The organism is Nocardia sp. NPDC101769 (genome assembly GCF_044766925.1).
Taxonomy (GTDB): domain Bacteria; phylum Actinomycetota; class Actinomycetes; order Mycobacteriales; family Mycobacteriaceae; genus Nocardia.
In genome coordinates this window covers 1-19135 of sequence record NZ_JBIWMX010000065.1, presented here as the reverse complement: position 1 = coordinate 19135, position 19135 = coordinate 1, and the positions used below count along the sequence as shown (strand labels likewise).

The window sequence follows — 19135 nt, the reverse complement described above, 5'->3', positions numbered from 1 at the left end:
CCAGAAGTTCGACCCTTCCAAAGCGTTCGGGCCCACCCACGACACACCTCCGACACGCTCAGCGGCTTGACCACTAATCGCATCGGAGGTCTTTATGTCAAGAGGCGGTTTGTAATTGGTTAGGGTGGGTGGTGGTGAGTCCGGGTTGTGGCTTGTCCGAAGGATCGGTGTTCGGGGTAGAGCCGGTCGCGCTGGAGTCAGTAGTCGCCCCCGAGTGCCCTCCCGGGCTCGCCGCGTCTCGTCGTCGCTGGTCGGTGAGCATCTGCTGGTAGACGACGTTGGACAGGCGCCGTTTCAACGCGCGCATCGCTTCCATGGAGGTCTTCCCAGCGGCTTTCTTGTTGTCGTAGTAGACCCGGCCTGCCGTCGGGTTACGTAGTTGGACCACGGCCATGATGTGCAGGACATGGTTGATTTTCCGGTTGCCGGCGCGGGAGAGCCGGTGTCGCTGCTGCTGGCCGGACGAGGCGTCCAGGGGCGCGGTGCCGTTCCAGGACGCGAACCGGTCACGGGAGGCGAAGCGACCGATGTTGTCGGTATCGGCGAGAAGCCGTGCCGCGCCGGAGGGGCCGATGCCGTGCAGGTCCATCAGGGTCGACCCGCGCGCGATCACCAGTTGTTTGAGTTCTTTGTCCGCGGCTTTGGTTTTCCGGTCGACGGCCTCGAGATCGTCGATCAACTCTGTCACCAGCCGTAGCCGGACTGTGGCCGCGGCATCGCCGGGTTCGACAGCCTCGGCCAGGACGCGGGCCTGCTTCGCCGACAGGAACCTCTTGGCGCCACCGGGTATCAACTCCAACAGCAGCCGGTGGATCCGGTTCAGCAGCTCGGTGCGGGCACGACCGAGCTCGTCTCGACGATCGATCAGCAGACCCAACGCGACCAGCTCCGGATCGGCTTGTAGACGACGCAGATTCGGTGACCGCAACGCTGCCAGCGCCACGGAATGCGCATCGACCGGGTCGGTTTTGCGGCCGTTGCCGGTGGCGAACACCCGCACCTGCGCCGACAGTTTCGCGGGCACGTCGATGACGGTTTCCCCGTCGGTGACCAGCCGATGCGCCACATGCCGGCCGACACCGTTGCATCCCTCGATCGCCCACACGCGCTGCGGGAATCGTTGTGCGGCGGTCAGCATTTCGTCGTATCCGGCGGTATCGGTGCCGTAACGGCCGGTAGCGAGGATCGTCGCGTTCGAATCGATGATTTCGATGGTGGCCGAGCGTTTGTGCGGGTCCATTCCGATGATGACCGGCATCGGTATCCTTCCAGATCGACGGACAGGTATCCGTGCGAGAAGGCACCGCTACTTCGAGCCGGAGCAGACCCCTTTCCAGCCACACCCGCACGGTAACCCGGTGGGACGCAAGCCATTAGCGAGCCACACCGATACTGCTGGCGGGCAGCCGATTTGAGAGCTTCCCACCGGGTACCTGGGACCGATCCTGGCCGGGATCACGTCCTACCACCAGTCTTAAGTAGCCGATCATCGAGTGGTGGGCGCTGAATGGACGTTGATACCGTGCAAGCGCTCGGCGTAGGTGATCACGGAGGGGGCGTGTATGCCCATGGTGCGACGGTTCTGGATCGAATTCGATCGGGACCACAGATCAGCTCTCTGGTGGACCAGCCCGTACGCCGGTGTGACCGGCTTGGACGAGCAGGACTGTTTGGCGATGGTGGCGGATCTGCTCACCGATGGAGCGGAGTTACCTCCGGTGCGCCGCATCACGGTGGATGTCTCACTGAACCAGAAACTTCCGGTGAACCCTCTCGCTCTCGGAGTCCCGGTATGGCGAGGGGTCTGGTACCCGCCAGTGAACCTCAAGACCGGACCGAACCTTACTCGTCGCCCGCCTCGGAATCAGGCCACTTCTGAGGGCCGGTGAGTCCTTGTGTGCGAAGGCAAAATGCTGGGGTCGAGGCGTGCGTTTGGCTGTGACTCACCGATGTCCGCTCATGCCGCATACCGGTCGTTCAGTAACGCGGCGTCGACCGATCGACAGTGCGACAACCCGTTCCACTTCTGCGCTGCCGTCGCTGGTCCCACGACTGGCAACACTGCGGTCCCTCGGCGGTGGCAATCGACACCCAGCCGCTCCATCAGCAATTCCAGGTCCGCGGCTTCGCTCCAGATGATCGCCATCGTATTCATCCATGGCGGACTGGCACGACCAGTGCCCTTATGTATGGACGTTGCGTCCGTAATCACCGTGCGGCAGCGTGAATTCGTTCAGTCGTTCGGTGCGCAGACGGTCGTAGCGTCTCTGAAACTCGTCGATAGCCTCGTGGAGGCCGCAACCCAGTTCAGCTCCGATCGCTCCGAGTGCGGGGACGATCTTCCCTGCGAGGACGAGTTCGTCTGCCAGGATCTCGTCGTTCACGGTGAGCATTGTGTCGATGCTCGACCAGGCTCGCAACGGGGTTTCGATGGGGTTTCGATGGCGGAGAGCAACGTCCTGCATTGCCGCATACCGCGCCGATCGGAACGGCCACACACGGCGGCTGGCCACCGAAACGCCTGAGCCCACCCGGATTCCGGACGGGCTCAGCGGAGTATCTACCAGCAGCGATCGATCCGGCGGCCTACTTCTTCGCAGAGGCTGATCCGCTTCGGTACTCGAGCCCGTCGACACCGAACCTCGCCCATGTCCCCTCCATCCTGCGTGCAGCGCAGCCCATCAAACACCCTGCCGCACAACGATTTACATTACGAGTAACCACGCAACACCCCGCCGCTGTGGAGTTCCGAAGACGGAGAAACTCTGTCGCGGGGCGCCACGCCTCCGAACATGCTGTTGTGCCAGTGGGTCGACTGTGTTAATGGGTCGAGGTCCCGGCAGGAAGGGGCACACTTCGTTGCCGGGACGTCGACTATCCGAGATGGTCGTCCAGGGCCGTTGCAGGCGTCCCTCGACGACCGCGAGCCATCCGTGAAGGGTGGGCGCTGGCTCGCATCTCTTCGATCACCGTGCTCGGTAGCTGAACCGGGATCGAATCCATACCGTGCGAGCAGTTTGGCTTCGTGCTTCGTACGGTTGTCTCGTCGGTGGGGTCAGAAGAACCAGTGCTCTGGATCGCTGCCGTGCGGCACGACGCTGCTGAAGTTGCCGCGGTAGAACCCCAGGGCTTCGCCCTCACGCGAGCAGACATCTCGGACCGCTCCGAAGACCACGGTGTGGTCGCCGGCCTCGATGATCCGGTCGACGTCGCAGTCCAGGTGGGCAAGGGCGCGTGGCACCACGGGGACTCGGTGGCCGTCGTATTCGAGCCCGAGACCAGCGAAGTGGTCCTCTCCGCGCTGGGCGAAACGCAGAGCGATGGCCTGCTGACGACTCGACAGGATATTGACGGCGAACCTTCCGGCCGCACTCACCGCCCCGGCGCTGCGAGCGCCGTGGTTGAAGCAGACGAGCAGCAAGGGCGGGTCGAGGGAAACGGAGGTGAGCGAGTTGACGGTCATGCCGTGCGGGACACCGTTGAACTCTGTGGTGATCACGGCGACGCCAGTGGCGAATCGGCCCATCGTTCTGCGCATGACCGACGAATCGACCATTGGGGGTGCCATCGTCATTTCTCCTGCCCCTTGCCTGCCGGGTAGCGGACTTCGAAGGTCAACACCCCCTCGTCGGAGCGCCACGGCCCGTGCGGCATTCCGGGCGGGCGGCAGGCGTACTGGCCGGCGGTGAACTTCTCGCCCAGGGTCAGGTCCACGAAGGAGCCTTCGAGGATGTAGACCTCTTCCCAGAAGTCGTGCCGTTGCACACCCATCGGCGTGGAATCGGCGCCCGGTGCGTATCGCAGGATCCGAGTGGCAACGCCGGTTGTTGGATCTTTGCTGAGGATGCGTTCGGTGATCAGTGGGTTACCGCCGGGACAGACGGTGAACTCCACGTCGCTGACGGGGAAGAACTCGAATTCCGGCTTGCTCATGCGGTCACCTGGCCCAGCTCGGCCGACGACATCTCGGACAGATCGTAGGAAGCCAGGAACTGTTCGACGATGCGGGTCGGGGTGTCGTAGTCGAAATTTCGGAACGCGTAGCCCTTCACGACGAACGGCGCTCCGGCGTAGAAGAGCTCATATTGCTGATGGCGTCCGGCGAATTCACTGCCGATGGCGTCCCAGGCGAGTTTGAACAGCTTCACCCGCTCGACGGCGGACAGGCCAGGGCTGCTCACGTAGCGGTCCATGTCCTCGCGGGTCTGCGCGCCGGCGAGCTCGTGAACGCTCGAGGGCACCTGCAGCACCCCGCCTCCGGCCAGGTCGCGCAGGATTTCGATTGTGCGCGGGTGGATCTCGGATTGCAGTCCCATCGCGCCGTACAGGGCGGCCGCGCCGGGGCGCCACAATCCCTGCTCGTCCGGCGTCGCGGTGTACTCGGCGGCGAGGACCCCGGATTCCACTACCGAGACCAGGCTGGCGAGCTCACCGAGCTTCTCGACGACGCCGGGGAACTTGTCGACACCGTTGACCGCGGCGATCTTGCGGGCGATCCCTGCGAGGAACCGCAGTTTGGTCGCGAAGCGGATCTGGGCCTGCCAGTTGCCGAGCACATGTGCGGCGGTATCGAAGAACTGTTTGCGAAGACCCGGGACATCCTTGTACACGAAGACGTTTTCCCAGGGGATGAAGACGTCGTCGAACACCAGCAGGGCGTCGGTCTCGTCGTAGCGCGAGCTGAGCGGATAGTCGAACTCGCTGGTCACGCTGGGGGCGTACGGGCGGCGGCAGTACAACGTCAGTCCGTCGGCATTCACCGGGACGGTGAAGCTGATCGCGAAGTCCGAATCCTCGGCTTGCAGCGGTTTGATGCAGGAGACCAGGATTTCGTCGGCTACTGCGCCGCCGGTGGCCAGCATTTGGGCGCCGCGAACAACAATGCCGTCTTCGCGTTCATGTTTCACACCGACCTGGATGAACTCGCCCTCCCAGGCGTGCGCGGTGCTCGCGCGGGAGACCTGCGGGGGAATGATCGCATAGGAGACGTAGAGATCGTTCTCGACGACGCGGCGATGGAAGGCGACGATGTTGTCGCGCAGGCCGCGTTCCTGCGAGAACGCTTCGGGGTGGGCGGAGAAGGCCGCGACGAAAGCGCCGACGTGGTCGGGCGAGCGGCCCACCCAACCATGGGTGTGATCGGCCCAGACCTGGGCGGCCATGCGGTAGGCCGCGAGATCCTGCGCGCTGCGCGGCGGCAGGAACAGCCTGTTGACCGGGCGACCGAGAGTCGGGTCGGTGACCTGCATTCCATTGCGCGGGTCGGCGGCGAGGTCGAACAGGTCCCCGATCGTGCGGGCGATCGGCGCGAATGCCGGATCGCTGGCGACGTGCTCTACGGGAGTGCCGTTGACGATCACGCGGCGGCCGTCGTCCAGCGAGGCCAGATAGTCGGTACTGATGCGCATCAGTTGCTCCTGACAGTGACGTTGTATCTGAATTCGATCGGGGCGTGACCTGGCACTTCGAGCCTCATCCGCCAGCGCTGGTCGTATCGGAAGGTGCCGTCGACCAGCGGCATGGTCCCGCCGAACAGAATGAGCGCGGACTCGTCGCCGTCCTGTTTGCCCCATGTGGACAGCAGCTCGCCTACCGGGAGCATCGAGGCGAGGGTTCCGCGCTGGTAGAGATCGCCGTTTGCCCAGCTGGACACCGTGATCTCGTCCCATTGCACGACCCGTGGGTCGGTTCCGAGGTCGATGATCGTGGTGGCGATCGGCTTGGGGCAGGCGGCTTTGGAAAGGGGGATGCTCTGGGTTTCGAGTACCCGGTCGGTGTGGTCGGAGCCGACTGTCAGGTAGTAGCGATGGTCGGCGTATATCAGGACCGGTTCCACTTCACCGGACGTCGATGGCCCGTCGACCTCGATAGTGGTGTCGGTAGTCACGCGGTCGGCGCCGATTTCGTAGAACGCGGGAATGCTGAGAGGTCTCGGCACGCCGATCGCGGCGAGCTCATCGACGTGATGTGCGACTGCGGCGGTGTCACGTCCGGTATATCCGGCGACGATGACATTGGTCGGCGTGAAGGCCACTCCGTCCCCGGAACTGGTCCGAAGTCGTAGCTCAGTGATGCCGGTGGTCATGTGTTACTCCACTCTGGTCGATAGGTCGGGGGGCCAGCGTCGGTCGGCCAGGGCGGGAAACTCGGCTCGCACACGTTGCGGCAGAGCCGGATCGATCTCGGCGACGGTGAATCCCTCGTCCGAACCTGCCTCGACGAGCACCTCACCCCAGGGGTCGACGATCCGGCTGTGGCCGGCGAGGCTCACCCCGCTTTGTTCGCCAACTGCATTGCAGGCCAGCAGCCACGACTGCTGCTCGACCGCACGCACGCTCGTGAACAGTCGCCAGTGCGCGAGGCGGGCGGCCGGCCAGGCCGCACACACGGCCAGCAGCTCGGCGCCGGCGTCGGTCAAACTGCGGAACAGTTCCGGAAAGCGCAGGTCATAACACGTGGTGAACCCCGATGGCACACCTGCGATCGAGCCGACGGTGATCGAGCTGCCCGGTGTGAGGAGCTCTTGTTCCCGCGAGCCATACCCGAAGACGTGCACCTTGCGATAGGTGTAGCGGACCGAACCGTCCGGGCTGACCACCACGGAGGTGTTGTACAAGCGGCCCTGCTCGTCGATTTCGACGATGCTGCCCAGGTGAACGAACAGGCGATGCGAGGTGGCCCAGCTGCGGGCCGCAGTGACCGTCGGGCCGGTCAGTGGCTCGGATCGTGCGGTGTACTCGTCGAAGGCGAAATAGCCGACACCCCACAGCTCGGGCATAACCAGCAGATCGGCTGTCCCGAGCTCTGATTCGCGATCGATCGCGTCACCGACCCGACGTAGCCGAGTCGCCACGGGCTCGGAGTCCGGGCTAGCGACCTGAAACATTGCTACGCGCAAGGCGATTCAGTCCTTTCTTGATGACGAATCCGACGGCACACGAATCGCTCGCGTGCCGTGGTCGCGTCGGTCAGGCCGACAGAGAAGTTTCCGCGTTCTGCAGGTGAGCGACGAGCTCGTCGTTGAACTTCTGCCCGATACGCTGCACTGCGTGCGGACTGCCCTCGAACAGAACACGTTTCGCCGACAACCCCTCCGCCAGAGCATCGGCGACATCTTCGAATCCCGGAGTGCCACCACCGGTGACCACCAGCTTGGGGAACGCTGTCCGCGCCAGCGCCTCCAGTGGAACGCCTGTCTCCCAGGGCTTTTCGGTCGTCAAATTACGGATGGCCTCGGCGAGTGGGGCCGGCAGAGGTGACGGTAGCGACATGTCGATGCTGAGGACCTCGAGGAATCCGGTCGCGAAGGACTCGAGATCTGCGGGGTCGGTCGCTGCCCAGTAGTCGCGCAGCGCCGCCGCGAGCCGGTCCGCGGCAGGCCGGCCGGTGCCGTTGGGCAGCGCGGGCGGCTCGATCACCGTGAGTGACCAGACCTTCTCGGGGGCCAGCGCCGCGGCACGCATTGCGATGACGCCACCCATCGACGTTCCGACGAGATGGGCGCCATCGCCCAGCAGTTCGGCGATCTCGGCCGCATCCCGATCCGGATCGATACGCGGTGTGCTCGGACTCGGGCTGTAGCCCCGACGGTACGGCGCGGTGATCTGGTAGCGGTCGGCCAGTATCCGCTGCTCACCGAAGGCTGCTGCGGCCGAGCTCAAGCTGCCGTGCACCATGACCACACGAGGGCCGGTAGCTCCCCATCTTTCTGCGGCAAGTTCGGTCATCGGGCCCGCCCTCACTGCTGCGAGGCCGCGGCGACCGCTGCCTCGGCCCGCGCGAACACGCCGGGATCGATGTCCAACTGGCGCGACTGGAACTTCCAGCCGTCCGCGGTGCGCACCAGCGCATCGGAGTAGATGCCCGTCGCGATGATGAAGGGCGGCTCCACAACCTGAAGCTTGGTGACCGTGCACGTCGCCGTCGCCGTATCGCCGTCGCCGTCGACGATGTAGTTCGTCATCAGATGACGCGCCCCGTCCTCCTTGCCGGCCGCGATGTGGCCGTTGATGAACTCCCTGATGGCGTCGTGTCCGGCGAATGTGCCGTAGGTCGCCACGAACTTTCCGTCGGGAACCCATGCCCCGAGCCAGGAATCGACATCGTGGTTGTCGAGGGACCGCATCTGCAGGTTCGACAGCTCGATGATCGCCAATTTGTCTGAAGCGGACAGAGACATCCGTGTGCTCCTTTGCCAACCGGATGGGCTATGACACAGCACACACTACGGCACTGGTATTCGGTATACAAGTACGTAGCGCACCGAATCTCGCATACAACTCTGGTAAGCTAGGGGGCATGGCGAAGCTGAGCGGCATCACAGCAGTTGAACGGCCCCCAACGCTGGGCCGGCGCGCTTATCTGCAGATTCAGCAGGCGATCAGAGATGGCTCGCTCACCCACGGTGAGCAGTACTCGGAGAACGAACTGGCCGAGTCTCTCGGGATGTCCCGAACACCTGTCCGCGAAGCCCTTCTCACGCTCAACCGCGAGGGAATCATCGTCGTCGAATCCCAACGCGGGTTCCGTCTACGCGAGCTGTCGACGGCCGAGCGGCAGGAGATCTTCGATCTACGTTCGCTGCTCGAAGGCTTCGTGGCAAGCCGGCTGGCGCTCAATGCCACGACCGGGGACATCTCACAGTTACGTGCGATCGTTGACGAGCAGGAATGCCTCGGCAGCGGCCAAGAGTCGGAATTCCTGGCGCTGGACGAGCAGTTCCACCTGCTTCAATCCGAAATCCTCGGCCTCGAGCGAACCCACGCAACCATGGTCAGCCTGCGCGGGGCAATGTGGCTCATCGGTTTCGAGGCACTCAAACTCCCCCACCGCCTCGAAGCAGTCGTCGCCGAACACCGCGCCATCATCGACGCCATCGAACAGGCCGACCCCGAGGCCGCCGCCGACGCAGCACGCAAACACCTCGCGAACACCGCCGCCGTGGCACTCTAAGCTTGCGATTTAACCCTTCTTCTTCCTGCCCCCGGTTCCCGCCGGGTCTGTTTTGCGAATTTCTGAACCGATGCGGTGGCGTGGTGCAGGGGTTCCGGTGCTGCCCGGAGGGCGTCCGGGTCCGGGGTGGGTCGTTTTCGGCAGGCGAGCCGGTGTGCCCAGCTGCCTGCGCAGATGACGAAATGCGCGCCGGGCCCGATATGGTGTCGGTGGTTTCCCTGGGCGTGTTCGCCGTTCCCTGGGTCGCCGGAGATCGGCGGAAAGTGTTCGGGCGGGCCGTAATTGGGTGTAGGCAGCGACCAGCAGCCAGGTCCAGCGCTCGGCCTGTTCGGGGTGACGGACCCGCGCGGCGGCCCAGCCCATCTGCGACTTCATCAGCCGGAAGGTGTGTTCGATTTCCCAGCGCTGCGCGTAGGCCAGGGCGAGGTCGCGCGCATCGGCCTTCCCCGGGTCGAGGATCGTGGTGAGCAGGCGATACTGCTCGGGGTTGTCGCGTCCGTCGTCGAGCGTGTAGTCGATGACGCGCACCGTCGATGGTGCGGTCTTGCGCCGGTTCGGGCCCGAGGTCGGGGTGATCCGCACCACCACGACCCGTCGGCGAGGGTTTCCACATGCCGGGGCCGCAGATTGGTTTTCACCCGCCATAGCAGGTCCGCGCCGGTCCGCACGGCCTGTTTCCACAGCGTGAATCCGTAGAAGCCGCGATCGGCCAGGACCAGCATGCCCGGTTGTAGCCGGGCGATGAGTTCTCGCGCCATCTCGATCTCCGAGGTTGCGCAGGGGCCGGTGACCGCATCGAACATCACGTGCATGACGGCGTGCCACCACGATTCGAGCCGACTCGGCTCCGGCCAGTTCACCACTGGCACATCGTCATGCCACGAACGCCCCACGGGCAATGCCGAGGGGTCTGCGCCACCGCAGATGCGCCATGGTAGGCATTTCAAGGTCAACGCTCGCCGCCGCCATCCGCGTCGCGGACCGTGGTGGCGCGGAAGCCATCACCATAATGGCAGCGTTGCGCGGACCCGATGCAGATATTCGACGGTATGTCGACGCGTGTGTGGCAGGGGGCGCCAGCCGCGGCGGAGAATGAGGACCGTACTAATCAGCTCTTCAGGTAGGAGGCCAGCATGTCTCGTACTCAGGAACTTTTCGAGAGCTTGAACATCAAGAGCGGCTTCGGTAGCGAACAGATCGCGGCCGGTGTCGACACCCTGTTGGAATGTGAGGAAGCCGTCACGGCATGCGCGGCGGGCATGTTGTCGGAATCAAATGTGGCCGCGTTGATCTCGGCGGTAGCGGCCGATCTGGATTGCGCGGATGTCGTGGCCGCCACCCGCAGAGTCCTCAGCCGGCATGCCGGTGCGGACACCAGCGTGCTCAGCGCGCAGCTCGAAGCGTGTCTGCTGGCGTGCGAACGCAGTCGTCAGCTGTGCGGGCTCCATGCAGGCGAGCACGAACACTGCCGTCTGTGCGTGCAGGCTACCGAGCGTTGCATCGATGCGTGCAGAGAGTTGCTGCGCGCGGTACATCACTGAGGCGCGAGGCAGGTTATCGCCGCCCGCTGCAGCCCGAGCCGTGTTGCAACCCCCGGCCACTCCACAGGAGATCTCACAGCTGGAGACCGACCTCGGTTTTGCACTGCACCCGCACCTGCGGGCACTGCTCGAACGAGCCAACGGCGCGGTCCACACCCGATACCGCGACTATGGCGAGCACCCGGCCGCGTTCATGCCGCATCGATACGAACTCGAGAGCACCCGCAAGATCGCCGAGTCGTGCCGGAACCTCGTCGCAATCACCGAGACCGACGCGGCTTCATGACCATGGCGCCGCCCGGGATCTCATAGTCGCCGACGGTGAGGTCGGCAGTGGCGCGGCGCACCAACACCGGTGAGATGGCACGCCAGTTCTCGGTCTCGTCGAGACAGGCCCGCAGGAACGGCATCGCTTCCACCGAGGTGCGATCAAGCGAGTCCGAGGCCAGCGCCTGCTCGGCTTCGGCGCGGGCACGGGCGAGAAGATGCGGATGCTGCAGCAGGTCGGTCAGCATCCACGCGATCATGGCCGAGGTAGTCTCGTGCGCGGCCCAGGCAAGGACGAGAAGCAGGCACTCGATGACCTCCTCCTCCACGGCCGTATCGTCGTCGTAGGTGCGCGTTGCGAGGGTCTGGATGAAGTCGGGCTTGCCCAGCGGGTTTTCGCGGCGGCTGCGGATCAGGACGCGCAGCGCGCCTTGAGTTCTCGACCAGCGCGGCGGGCTTCGGAGATTCCGGCGGCTGGGGATCCAACCCGGAGTGAAGGACATGCCCTCGGAAGATGCCCTGAACTTCCTTGTAGGTTCTCGCAATACATGACATTCGCCTCCTTTCCTTCTCCAGATTCAGCAGCTCTTCTCACGTTCCTGTCTCACGATCCTTCTCATCGTTCTGTCCAATTCCGACGTTCCGACTGGCGCCTCGGGGACGAACGGCGTAGGTGCGGCGCCCACGCCATCGATCCAGCCAGCGTCAGCATTCAAAGTAACTGAGCCAGTAGCGCTTTCGACGAATCAATAGACCCACCTGTTGTGGGTGGCCAGCATTTGAGGCGGATCATCTCCTCGCTGACATTCGTTCGGTTGCAGCCGGTTTAGACTGAAACACTGACCGCGGTGGCGCCCGGCGGCACGTTTGCTACGAGTTCACCGCCCCGACGCGGGCATCTGGTTCTTCCATCCGCACGTCGACCAAGCGGGCATGCATGGAGTGGCTGTCTACAGCTACACCACCGTGAAACAAGCGATGTGACCAGTATTACAATGCCTGCGGGCAAACGCGGAGGAAACGGATTGAACAGAGCAGCGCGCGGCAACCCCTGGGTCGCTGTCAGGCCGGATGACGATCTCACGCAGTTGATGCAGCGAGTGTCGTCCGCCCACCGCTCCTTCCTCGAAGGTGTGGACCAACTGCCGACCCTGCGCCCCGAGTGCTACTCGGTGCGCCCGGTGGTTCTCGATTCCTGGCGACGCAGCCGCAGCAACGGTGTCAACCCCGACGACTCCGGAGACGGGGTGGATCTCGACGGTCTGGAACTGCAGCGGTATCGGTCCGCGCATCCGACGGCGCTTATCCGACCGGTTGTGCGAAAGCTGCTGGTCGAAGACGCCGCCGAGGCCGGGCTGCTCGTAGCGATCAGTGACGCCGAGGGGCGATTGCTCTGGGTCGAGGGCGATTCGAAGGTCAAGGACCGAGCCCTTGCGATGAATTTCGTGGAGGGCGCCGACTGGAGCGAAGACAGGGTCGGTACCAATGCCCCTGGTACCGCGCTCGCCCTCGATCACCACGTGCAGTTCTTCGGGGCCGAACATTTCAGCCGCATCGTGCACGAGTGGAGCTGTTCGGCCGCGCCTGTGCATGATCCGCTGACCGGCCAGACCATCGGCGCCATCGACATCACCGGTGGCCCGCGCGTCGCCGGGCTGGAGGTGTTGTCACTGATCAGGGCGACGGTGTTGGCCGCGGAATCCGAGCTACGGCTACACCTGCTCAATTCACCCAAACCGCTCGACACGACGACGCGACTGCGGGTGCTCGGCTCGGATCGGCCGTCTCTGACTCGCAACGGCGAGCGCATCCGCCTGTCGCAGCGGCATGCCGAGATCCTGTTGCTGCTGGCCGACCATCCGGAGGGTTTGAGCGCCGACCATCTCGCCATGCTGCTCGACGAATCGGAGTTGGATCCGGTAACAGTGCGGGCGGAGCTGTCCCGGGTGCGAAAGCTGTTGGGCGCCAACGGCCTCGGCTCGCGACCATACCGACTGCTGATGGAGCTCGACACCGATGTCGACGAGGTTCGACGCGCACTGGGGCGCGGCGACGCGGCGGCGGCATTGCGCGCCTACCCGGGCCCGATTCTGCCCCGCTCGCTGGCGCCCGGCATTACCGAGCTGCGCACCGAGTTGCGTGGTTGTCTGCGTGCGGCTCTGCTGACGGCGGGCGATCGCCGACTTCTCGGCCAGTGGACCAGTTCGGTCGACGGGCGCGACGACGTTGCGGCGTGGACCGCGTACCTCGCCTCCCTCGACCCCCAATCCTCGATGTATGCCCAGGTCAAGTCCAAGCTGGTGCTGCTGGACCGCAGACTGGGCATCTGACCAGTTTCTTGCAACTGCCGTGCAACGTGACTGCTCCTAGTGTTCCGGGTCACACCTGCTGCAGGAAATGTCACAAGATCGAGGAGCATTCGATGACCGTCTTTGCCCGCCCAGGAACACCCGATGCCGTCATGTCGTTCCAGGCTCGTTACGACAATTGGATCGGCGGCGAGTGGCTAGCACCTGTCAAGGGGCAGTACTTCGAGAATCCGACCCCGGTCACGGGTCAGCCGTTCTGCGAGGTCGCCCGTGGCACCGCCGAGGACATCGAGCTCGCTCTCGATGCCGCTCACGCCGCCGCACCGGCCTGGGGCAAGACCTCGGTTGCCGAGCGCGCCATCATCCTCAACAAGATCGCCGACCGGATGGAGCAGCACCTCGACGCGATCGCCCTCGCAGAGACCTGGGACAACGGCAAGCCGATCCGCGAGACCCTGGCCGCCGACATCCCGCTCGCGATCGACCACTTCCGCTACTTCGCCGGCGCGATCCGCGCCCAGGAGGGCTCGCTGTCGGAGATCGATGTCGACACGGTCGCCTACCACTTCCATGAGCCGCTCGGCGTGGTCGGCCAGATCATTCCGTGGAACTTCCCGATTCTGATGGCCACCTGGAAGCTCGCCCCTGCCCTCGCCGCAGGCAATGCCGTCGTCCTCAAGCCGGCCGAACAGACGCCGGCCTCGATCCTGTTCCTGATCAGTCTCATCGGCGATCTGCTGCCGCCCGGCGTTGTCAATATCGTCAACGGCTTCGGTGTCGAGGCAGGCAAACCGCTGGCGTCGAGTCCGCGAATCAAGAAGATCGCGTTCACCGGCGAGACCACCACCGGCCGCCTGATCATGCAGTACGCCTCCCAGAATCTGATTCCGGTCACGCTGGAGCTCGGCGGCAAGAGCCCGAACATCTTCTTCTCCGATGTGCTCGCCGCGAACGACGACTACCAGGACAAGGCCCTGGAAGGTTTCACCATGTTCGCGCTCAATCAGGGCGAGGTCTGCACCTGTCCATCGCGCGCGCTCATCCAGGCTGATATCTACGATGAATTCCTGGCGTCTGCCGTGGTGCGCACCAAGGCCGTGCGACAGGGCAATCCGCTCGATACGGAGACCATGATCGGCGCGCAGGCCAGCAACGATCAGCTCGAAAAGATCCTCTCCTACATCGAGATCGGCAAGGGCGAGGGCGCAACGCTGCTCACCGGCGGTGAGCGCGCCGACCTCGGCGGCGACCTGTCCGGCGGCTACTACGTGCAGCCCACGGTGTTCGCTGGACACAACGCGATGCGGATCTTCCAGGAAGAGATCTTCGGCCCCGTCGTCTCGGTGACCTCGTTCGCCGACTACGACGATGCCATCAAGATCGCCAATGACACCCTGTACGGGCTCGGCGCCGGCGTATGGTCACGCGACGGCGCGGTGGCCTACCGGGCAGGCCGCGACATCCAGGCCGGGCGGGTGTGGACCAATACCTACCACCAGTACCCCGCGCATGCGGCGTTCGGCGGCTACAAGCAGTCCGGGATCGGCCGCGAGAACCACCACATGATGCTCGACCACTACCAGCAGACGAAGAACCTCCTGGTCAGCTACGCGCCGAAGGCGCAAGGCTTCTTCTGATGGTCGATGCCGCTGCGGTAATCCCCCGGCGGGTTCTTGCTACCGCGGCGGCGATGGATCTGCTCCGTCGCCTCCGCGGTCTGCACGGACCGCTGATGCTGCACCAATCCGGCGGATGCTGTGATGGTTCGGCCCCGATGTGCTATCCCGCAGGCGAATTCGTGGTCGGCGGCCACGATGTCCTACTCGGACTGCTCGATCTGCGGTTGCAGGTCGACGAAGTGCCCGACACGCCTCCCACACCGGATGATATTGCGCCGGTATGGATCTCGGGCCCGCAGTTCGCCGCTTGGCAGCACACCCAGCTCGTCCTCGACGTCGTACCAGGACGTGGTTCCGGATTCAGCCTGGAATCGCCGGAAGGACTTCGATTCCTCAGTCGCGGAAGGGTTTTCGAGCAGACCGAACTACTCGCGCTGGCCGGGACCGAAACCGTGACCGGCGCGGACTGGGAGCGCGGCGCGCGTCCGACACCACCGACCCAACCCCAGGTCGTCGGCCGAGCGGCCGATGCCTGTCCTGTTCCCGTTCGCGGAACACCCAAGAACTCTGTGTGATTCATCCAGCAAGAAGGAGGTCGCGATGGCGATCCCCACTGATCGGCCCACCCACGACGACCATAACCAGGACAGTGCTTACCTTGCGAAGCGAACCCTGAAATCGGGGTCTGCGGGCTGGTTGCTTCTCGCCGGTCTCGGCGTCAGCTATGTGATCTCCGGCGACTACGCCGGCTGGAACAATGGCTTGGCGCAGGGCGGTTTCGGAGGCTTGCTCATCGCCACCGTGGTGATCGCGGGCATGTATCTGGCCATGGTGCTCGGCATGGCCGAGATGTCCTCGGCGTTGCCCGCGGCAGGTGGTGGCTACACCTTCGCCCGGCGCGCGCTCGGGCCCTGGGGCGGATTCGCCACTGGCGCGGCCGTCCTCATCGAGTACGCCATCGCGCCCGCGGCCATCGCGACCTTTATCGGTGCGTATGTCGAATCGCTGCATCTGTTCGGGATCACGGACGGCTGGTGGGTCTATCTGGCCGTGTATGCGCTGTTCATCGGCATTCATCTCACCGGCGCCGGTGAGGCGCTCAAAGCGATGTTCGTCATCACCGTGATTGCGTTGGTCGGGTTGGCCGTCTTCGTGGTGTCGGCGTGGGGATTGTTCGACGCTGGGAACCTGACCGACATTCCGGCAGATCCTGCGGCGGTGGGCAGTTCGTCGTTCCTGCCGTTCGGATACTTCGGGATCTGGGCCGCGGTGCCGTTCGCGATCTGGTTCTTCCTGGCGGTGGAGGGTGTGCCGTTGGCCGCCGAGGAAGCACGGGAACCGGAGAAGAATGTGCCCAAGGGCATCATCATCAGCATGCTGGTGCTGATGACCACCGGCGCGACGGTGCTGTTCCTTGCGACCGGAGCGCTCGGCGCCCAGGCGATTTCGACCTCGGGCAATCCGCTGGTCGAGGCGCTCGGGGGTTCGGGTGCCGGCAAGCTCGTCAACTACATCGGTCTGGCCGGGTTGGTCGCGAGCTTCTTCTCGATCGTCTACGCCTACTCGCGGCAGACCTTCGCGCTATCGCGGGCCGGATATCTGCCGACGAGCCTGTCGGTCACCAACGCGCGCAAAGCGCCCATGCTTGCGCTGATCGTGCCCGGCATCATCGGATTCGCACTCTCGCTGACCGGTGAGGGCGCGATGCTGCTGAACATGGCCGTCTTCGGGGCGGCGCTGAGCTACGTGCTCATGATGACCAGCCATATCGTGCTGCGCGTCCGGGAGCCGAACATGCCCCGGCCCTATCGCACTCCAGGCGGGATTCTCACCACGGCCTTCGCCCTCGTGATCGCCTGCACGGCCGTCATCGCCACCTTCCTCGTCGACCGCACGGCCGCGACCTGGACCTTGCTCGCCTTCGCCGGGTTCATGGCCTACTTCGGCCTCTACAGCCGCCATCACCTGGTCGCCAACTCACCGGACGAGGAATTCGCCGCCCTGGCCAAGGCGGAGGAGGAGCTCGAATGACGGTCTACCACCAGCAAATCGGCGGCACCAACTACACCTTCGACGGTCTCGTCGAATTGATGGCCAAGGCGACGCCACGGCGTGGCGGCGATGAACTGGCCGGCTGTGCGGCGGCATCGGACGCCGAACGCGCGGCCGCGCAGTGGGCGCTCGCCGAAGTGCCGCTCGACTGGTTCCTCCGAGAACTCCTGGTGCCCTATGAGGACGACGAGGTCACCCGACTGATCATCGACTCGCACGATCGCGTTGCCTTCCAAGCGCTCTCGCATCTGACCGTCGGTGGCCTGCGGGACTGGCTGATGGAGACATCGACCCGCGACGATGCCGCCGCCAGGCTGCGGGCGGTATCCCAAGGGCTGACACCGGAAATGGTGGCCGCGGTCAGCAAGATCATGCGCAATCAGGACCTCATTGCGGTCGCCCGTGCCACCGAGGTGACGGCGGGCTTCCGCACGACGATCGGGCTGCCCGGGCGACTGAGCACCCGTCTGCAACCCAACCATCCGACCGACGACCCGCGGGGTATCGCCGCCGCGACCCTCGATGGACTGCTGCTCGGCTGCGGTGACGCGGTGATCGGCATCAATCCGGCGACCGACTCCCCGCATGCCACCGCGGATCTGCTCCATCTACTCGACGAGATCCGTCAGCGCTTTGCCATTCCCACCCAGTCGTGCGTGCTCTCGCATGTGACCACGACGATCGAGCTGATCGAGAAAGGTGTTCCGGTGGATCTGGTCTTCCAATCCGTCGCGGGCACCGAAGGTGCGAATACCGGCTTCGGAGTGAATATTGCGCTGCTGCGCGAAGGCAACGAAGCCGGGCGATCGCTGCAGCGCGGCACCGTCGGCAACAATGTGATGTACCTGGAAACCGGACAGGGATCGGCGCTGTCGGCGAACGCGCACCTGGGCACCGGTGGCAAACCCGTCGACCAGCAGACCCTGGAGGCCCGCGCGTACGCCGTGGCGCGAGATCTGCAGCCGCTCTTGGTGAATACGGTCGTCGGCTTCATCGGCCCCGAGTATCTCTACGACGGCAAACAGATCATCCGCGCCGGCCTCGAAGACCACTTCTGCGGCAAATTGCTCGGCCTGCCGATGGGCGTCGACGTGTGCTACACCAACCACGCCGAAGCCGACCAAGACGATATGGACACCCTGGTCACTCTCCTCGGCGCGGCCGGAGCGGCGTTCGTCATCGCGGTGCCAGGCGCCGATGATGTAATGCTCGGCTACCAGAGCCTCAGCTTCCACGACGCCCTGTACGCGCGGCGGGTACTCGGCCTGCGCGTCGCACCGGAATTCGAGACGTGGCTGCAAGGACTTGGCATGGCCGATGCGGGCGGACGAATACTGCCTGTGGAAATCGCCTCCTCCCCATTGCGTGAATTGACCGGAGCGCTATGAGCATCGAACGCGGAGATCTAACGCCGCAAGACTTCTGGGACATGCTGCGCCCGAGCACCCAGTCCAGGATCGGTCTGGGCCGCGTCGGTGACGCACTGCCGACGGCGAATGTGCTCGAATTCCGCTCGGCACACGCTGCGGCCCGCGATGCGGTACACCTGCCACTCGACGTGTCCGCCTTGGCAGCTCGGGTCGAAGCGGTCGGCCTCGGCACACCCGTGACCATCCGCAGCCGGGCCACCTCTCGACCCGAATACCTGCGCCGCCCCGACCTCGGCCGACTCCCCGACGACCTGACCGCGATCCCCCACACCAGTGCCGACCTCGGCTTCGTCCTCGGCGACGGACTGTCACCGCGTGCCCTCATGAACCACGGCGCACCGCTTCTCGCCGCCATCGCCGAAGAACTCGCCGACACCTATTCGATCGCGCCACCGGTCATCGCCACCCAAGCCCGGGTCGCCCTCGGCGATCACATCGCCACCGCCATGGGAGTGCGCACCCTGATCGTCCTCATCGGTGAACGCCCTGGCCTCTCGGTGGCCGACAGCCTCGGCATCTACCTCACCCACCTACCACGGCCCGGCCGAACCGACGCCGACCGCAACTGTATCTCCAATATTCATCCGCCCGAGGGCCTCGGCTACCACCAGGCGGCAAAGGTGGTGTCCAGCTTGATCTCCGGCGCACGGAAGCTCGGCAGATCCGGCGTAGACCTCAAGGACACCTCCCGCGCCCAAGAATTGGATTCCACTGCGGCGCTGGCGATTTTGGATACAGCCGAATAGAAGACGGGTCGCGGCCGACCCCGGACAGGGCGGCGGCCGACATGATCATCATGCAGGGTCGAACGTGGCCGCCGTCACCTCTGTGCGGCCTGCATGCGAGAGAAGAAGAGACGAGATGACCGAAACCACCGCCGACCACCTGGATGCCTATCCGCCCAGCGCTGAGTTCGCGGCCGCCGCCAACGGCGACGCCTCTCTTTATGCTCGAGCCCAAGCGGA

Annotated in this window: 21 protein-coding genes; 9 read left to right on the top strand and 12 right to left on the bottom strand. The window is 64.8% G+C overall.

Going from position 1 to position 19135, the window contains the following annotated elements:
- Positions 1-97 precede the first annotated feature (97 nt).
- From ACIRRA_RS43705 to ACIRRA_RS43660, 10 genes are all read right to left on the bottom strand, one after another.
- The gene (locus tag ACIRRA_RS43705; RefSeq protein WP_402781287.1) at positions 98-1258 is read right to left on the bottom strand and encodes an IS110 family transposase; all 1161 of its coding nucleotides are present in this window, start codon (positions 1256-1258) and stop codon (positions 98-100) included.
- A 699-nt stretch (positions 1259-1957) separates the two neighbouring features.
- Positions 1958-2146, bottom strand: coding sequence for a hypothetical protein (locus ACIRRA_RS43700; protein ID WP_402781284.1), 189 nt, complete (start codon positions 2144-2146; stop codon positions 1958-1960).
- 37 nt (positions 2147-2183) lie between these two features.
- Positions 2184-2384, bottom strand: coding sequence for a hypothetical protein (locus tag ACIRRA_RS43695; protein ID WP_402781281.1), 201 nt, complete (start codon positions 2382-2384; stop codon positions 2184-2186).
- Positions 2385-3055: 671 nt separating this feature from the next.
- Positions 3056-3568 (bottom strand): flavin reductase family protein, encoded by a 513-nt coding sequence (locus ACIRRA_RS43690; RefSeq protein ID WP_402781278.1) that lies wholly within the window; start codon positions 3566-3568, stop codon positions 3056-3058.
- Between the two features lie 2 nt (positions 3569-3570).
- Positions 3571-3933, bottom strand: coding sequence for a cupin domain-containing protein (locus ACIRRA_RS43685; protein WP_402781275.1), 363 nt, complete (start codon positions 3931-3933; stop codon positions 3571-3573).
- Positions 3930-5408: a 4-hydroxyphenylacetate 3-hydroxylase family protein gene (locus ACIRRA_RS43680; protein ID WP_402781272.1), complete on the bottom strand. Its 1479-nt coding sequence runs from the start codon at positions 5406-5408 to the stop codon at positions 3930-3932. Before ACIRRA_RS43680 ends, ACIRRA_RS43685 begins: the two co-directional genes overlap by 4 nt.
- Positions 5408-6085 (bottom strand): DUF2848 family protein, encoded by a 678-nt coding sequence (locus ACIRRA_RS43675; RefSeq protein ID WP_402781269.1) that lies wholly within the window; start codon positions 6083-6085, stop codon positions 5408-5410. Before ACIRRA_RS43675 ends, ACIRRA_RS43680 begins: the two co-directional genes overlap by 1 nt.
- Positions 6086-6088: 3 nt before the next feature.
- Complete coding sequence (locus ACIRRA_RS43670) at positions 6089-6886, bottom strand: carbon-nitrogen family hydrolase (protein WP_402781266.1); 798 nt, start codon at positions 6884-6886, stop codon at positions 6089-6091.
- A gap of 82 nt (positions 6887-6968) precedes the next feature.
- Positions 6969-7727: an alpha/beta fold hydrolase gene (locus ACIRRA_RS43665; RefSeq protein ID WP_402781263.1), complete on the bottom strand. Its 759-nt coding sequence runs from the start codon at positions 7725-7727 to the stop codon at positions 6969-6971.
- 11 nt (positions 7728-7738) lie between these two features.
- Positions 7739-8179: a nuclear transport factor 2 family protein gene (locus tag ACIRRA_RS43660; protein ID WP_402781260.1), complete on the bottom strand. Its 441-nt coding sequence runs from the start codon at positions 8177-8179 to the stop codon at positions 7739-7741.
- A gap of 119 nt (positions 8180-8298) precedes the next feature.
- On the opposite strand from ACIRRA_RS43660, the gene ACIRRA_RS43655 reads away from it, so the two are divergent.
- A complete protein-coding gene (locus ACIRRA_RS43655; protein ID WP_402781257.1) occupies positions 8299-8952 on the top strand; it encodes a GntR family transcriptional regulator in 654 nt (217 codons plus the stop codon).
- 9 nt (positions 8953-8961) lie between these two features.
- Here the strand turns inward: ACIRRA_RS43655 and ACIRRA_RS43650 are convergent, their stop codons facing one another.
- Positions 8962-9540, bottom strand: coding sequence for a transposase (locus ACIRRA_RS43650; RefSeq protein WP_402781254.1), 579 nt, complete (start codon positions 9538-9540; stop codon positions 8962-8964).
- A 545-nt stretch (positions 9541-10085) separates the two neighbouring features.
- Between ACIRRA_RS43650 and ACIRRA_RS43645 the strand changes: the two genes are divergently transcribed.
- Together ACIRRA_RS43645 and ACIRRA_RS43640 are read left to right on the top strand one after the other, a co-directional pair.
- Positions 10086-10493 (top strand): hypothetical protein, encoded by a 408-nt coding sequence (locus ACIRRA_RS43645; RefSeq protein ID WP_402781251.1) that lies wholly within the window; start codon positions 10086-10088, stop codon positions 10491-10493.
- A gap of 40 nt (positions 10494-10533) precedes the next feature.
- Positions 10534-10779 (top strand): hypothetical protein, encoded by a 246-nt coding sequence (locus ACIRRA_RS43640; RefSeq protein WP_402781248.1) that lies wholly within the window; start codon positions 10534-10536, stop codon positions 10777-10779.
- Here ACIRRA_RS43640 and ACIRRA_RS43635 read toward each other — a convergent pair.
- Positions 10754-11263, bottom strand: coding sequence for a cytochrome P450 (locus ACIRRA_RS43635; protein WP_402781245.1), 510 nt, complete (start codon positions 11261-11263; stop codon positions 10754-10756). The genes ACIRRA_RS43640 and ACIRRA_RS43635 overlap by 26 nt on opposite strands.
- 588 nt (positions 11264-11851) lie before the next feature.
- On the opposite strand from ACIRRA_RS43635, the gene ACIRRA_RS43630 reads away from it, so the two are divergent.
- The 6 genes from ACIRRA_RS43630 to eutC all read left to right on the top strand — a co-directional run bounded on the left by ACIRRA_RS43630 (position 11852) and on the right by eutC (position 18916).
- Positions 11852-13090, top strand: a complete 1239-nt coding sequence (locus ACIRRA_RS43630) for a transcriptional regulator (RefSeq protein ID WP_402781290.1) — start codon at positions 11852-11854, stop codon at positions 13088-13090.
- Positions 13091-13182: 92 nt separating this feature from the next.
- Positions 13183-14706 carry an aldehyde dehydrogenase gene (gene adh / locus ACIRRA_RS43625; protein ID WP_402781242.1) on the top strand — a complete coding sequence of 508 codons (1524 nt, stop codon included), beginning with the start codon at positions 13183-13185 and terminating at the stop codon, positions 14704-14706.
- A 53-nt stretch (positions 14707-14759) separates the two neighbouring features.
- Complete coding sequence (locus tag ACIRRA_RS43620; RefSeq protein WP_402781239.1) at positions 14760-15263, top strand: DUF779 domain-containing protein; 504 nt, start codon at positions 14760-14762, stop codon at positions 15261-15263.
- A 25-nt stretch (positions 15264-15288) separates the two neighbouring features.
- Positions 15289-16719, top strand: a complete 1431-nt coding sequence (eat, locus tag ACIRRA_RS43615; protein ID WP_402781236.1) for an ethanolamine permease — start codon at positions 15289-15291, stop codon at positions 16717-16719.
- On the top strand, positions 16716-18128 hold the full coding sequence (locus ACIRRA_RS43610) for an ethanolamine ammonia-lyase subunit EutB (RefSeq protein ID WP_402781233.1): 1413 nt from the start codon (positions 16716-16718) through the stop codon (positions 18126-18128). The genes eat and ACIRRA_RS43610 overlap by 4 nt, the downstream gene beginning before the upstream one ends.
- Positions 18125-18916, top strand: a complete 792-nt coding sequence (eutC, locus tag ACIRRA_RS43605) for an ethanolamine ammonia-lyase subunit EutC (protein ID WP_402781230.1) — start codon at positions 18125-18127, stop codon at positions 18914-18916. Before ACIRRA_RS43610 ends, eutC begins: the two co-directional genes overlap by 4 nt.
- The last annotated feature ends 219 nt before the right edge of the window (positions 18917-19135 follow it).

What these genes read in the sequence shown, in the direction of transcription:
- ACIRRA_RS43705 (WP_402781287.1), bottom strand. Translation starts at nt 1,258, where the DNA reads ATGCCGGTCATCATCGGAATGGACCCGCACAAACGCTCGGCCACCATC.
- ACIRRA_RS43700 (WP_402781284.1), bottom strand. Translation starts at nt 2,146, where the DNA reads ATGGCGATCATCTGGAGCGAAGCCGCGGACCTGGAATTGCTGATGGAG.
- ACIRRA_RS43690 (WP_402781278.1), bottom strand. Translation starts at nt 3,568, where the DNA reads ATGGCACCCCCAATGGTCGATTCGTCGGTCATGCGCAGAACGATGGGC.
- ACIRRA_RS43685 (WP_402781275.1), bottom strand. Translation starts at nt 3,933, where the DNA reads ATGAGCAAGCCGGAATTCGAGTTCTTCCCCGTCAGCGACGTGGAGTTC.
- ACIRRA_RS43680 (WP_402781272.1), bottom strand. Translation starts at nt 5,408, where the DNA reads ATGCGCATCAGTACCGACTATCTGGCCTCGCTGGACGACGGCCGCCGC.
- ACIRRA_RS43675 (WP_402781269.1), bottom strand. Translation starts at nt 6,085, where the DNA reads ATGACCACCGGCATCACTGAGCTACGACTTCGGACCAGTTCCGGGGAC.
- ACIRRA_RS43670 (WP_402781266.1), bottom strand. Translation starts at nt 6,886, where the DNA reads ATGTTTCAGGTCGCTAGCCCGGACTCCGAGCCCGTGGCGACTCGGCTA.
- ACIRRA_RS43665 (WP_402781263.1), bottom strand. Translation starts at nt 7,727, where the DNA reads ATGACCGAACTTGCCGCAGAAAGATGGGGAGCTACCGGCCCTCGTGTG.
- ACIRRA_RS43660 (WP_402781260.1), bottom strand. Translation starts at nt 8,179, where the DNA reads ATGTCTCTGTCCGCTTCAGACAAATTGGCGATCATCGAGCTGTCGAAC.
- ACIRRA_RS43655 (WP_402781257.1), top strand. Translation starts at nt 8,299, where the DNA reads ATGGCGAAGCTGAGCGGCATCACAGCAGTTGAACGGCCCCCAACGCTG.
- ACIRRA_RS43645 (WP_402781251.1), top strand. Translation starts at nt 10,086, where the DNA reads ATGTCTCGTACTCAGGAACTTTTCGAGAGCTTGAACATCAAGAGCGGC.
- ACIRRA_RS43635 (WP_402781245.1), bottom strand. Translation starts at nt 11,263, where the DNA reads ATGTCCTTCACTCCGGGTTGGATCCCCAGCCGCCGGAATCTCCGAAGC.
- ACIRRA_RS43630 (WP_402781290.1), top strand. Translation starts at nt 11,852, where the DNA reads ATGCAGCGAGTGTCGTCCGCCCACCGCTCCTTCCTCGAAGGTGTGGAC.
- adh (WP_402781242.1), top strand. Translation starts at nt 13,183, where the DNA reads ATGACCGTCTTTGCCCGCCCAGGAACACCCGATGCCGTCATGTCGTTC.
- ACIRRA_RS43620 (WP_402781239.1), top strand. Translation starts at nt 14,760, where the DNA reads ATGGATCTGCTCCGTCGCCTCCGCGGTCTGCACGGACCGCTGATGCTG.
- eat (WP_402781236.1), top strand. Translation starts at nt 15,289, where the DNA reads ATGGCGATCCCCACTGATCGGCCCACCCACGACGACCATAACCAGGAC.
- ACIRRA_RS43610 (WP_402781233.1), top strand. Translation starts at nt 16,716, where the DNA reads ATGACGGTCTACCACCAGCAAATCGGCGGCACCAACTACACCTTCGAC.
- eutC (WP_402781230.1), top strand. Translation starts at nt 18,125, where the DNA reads ATGAGCATCGAACGCGGAGATCTAACGCCGCAAGACTTCTGGGACATG.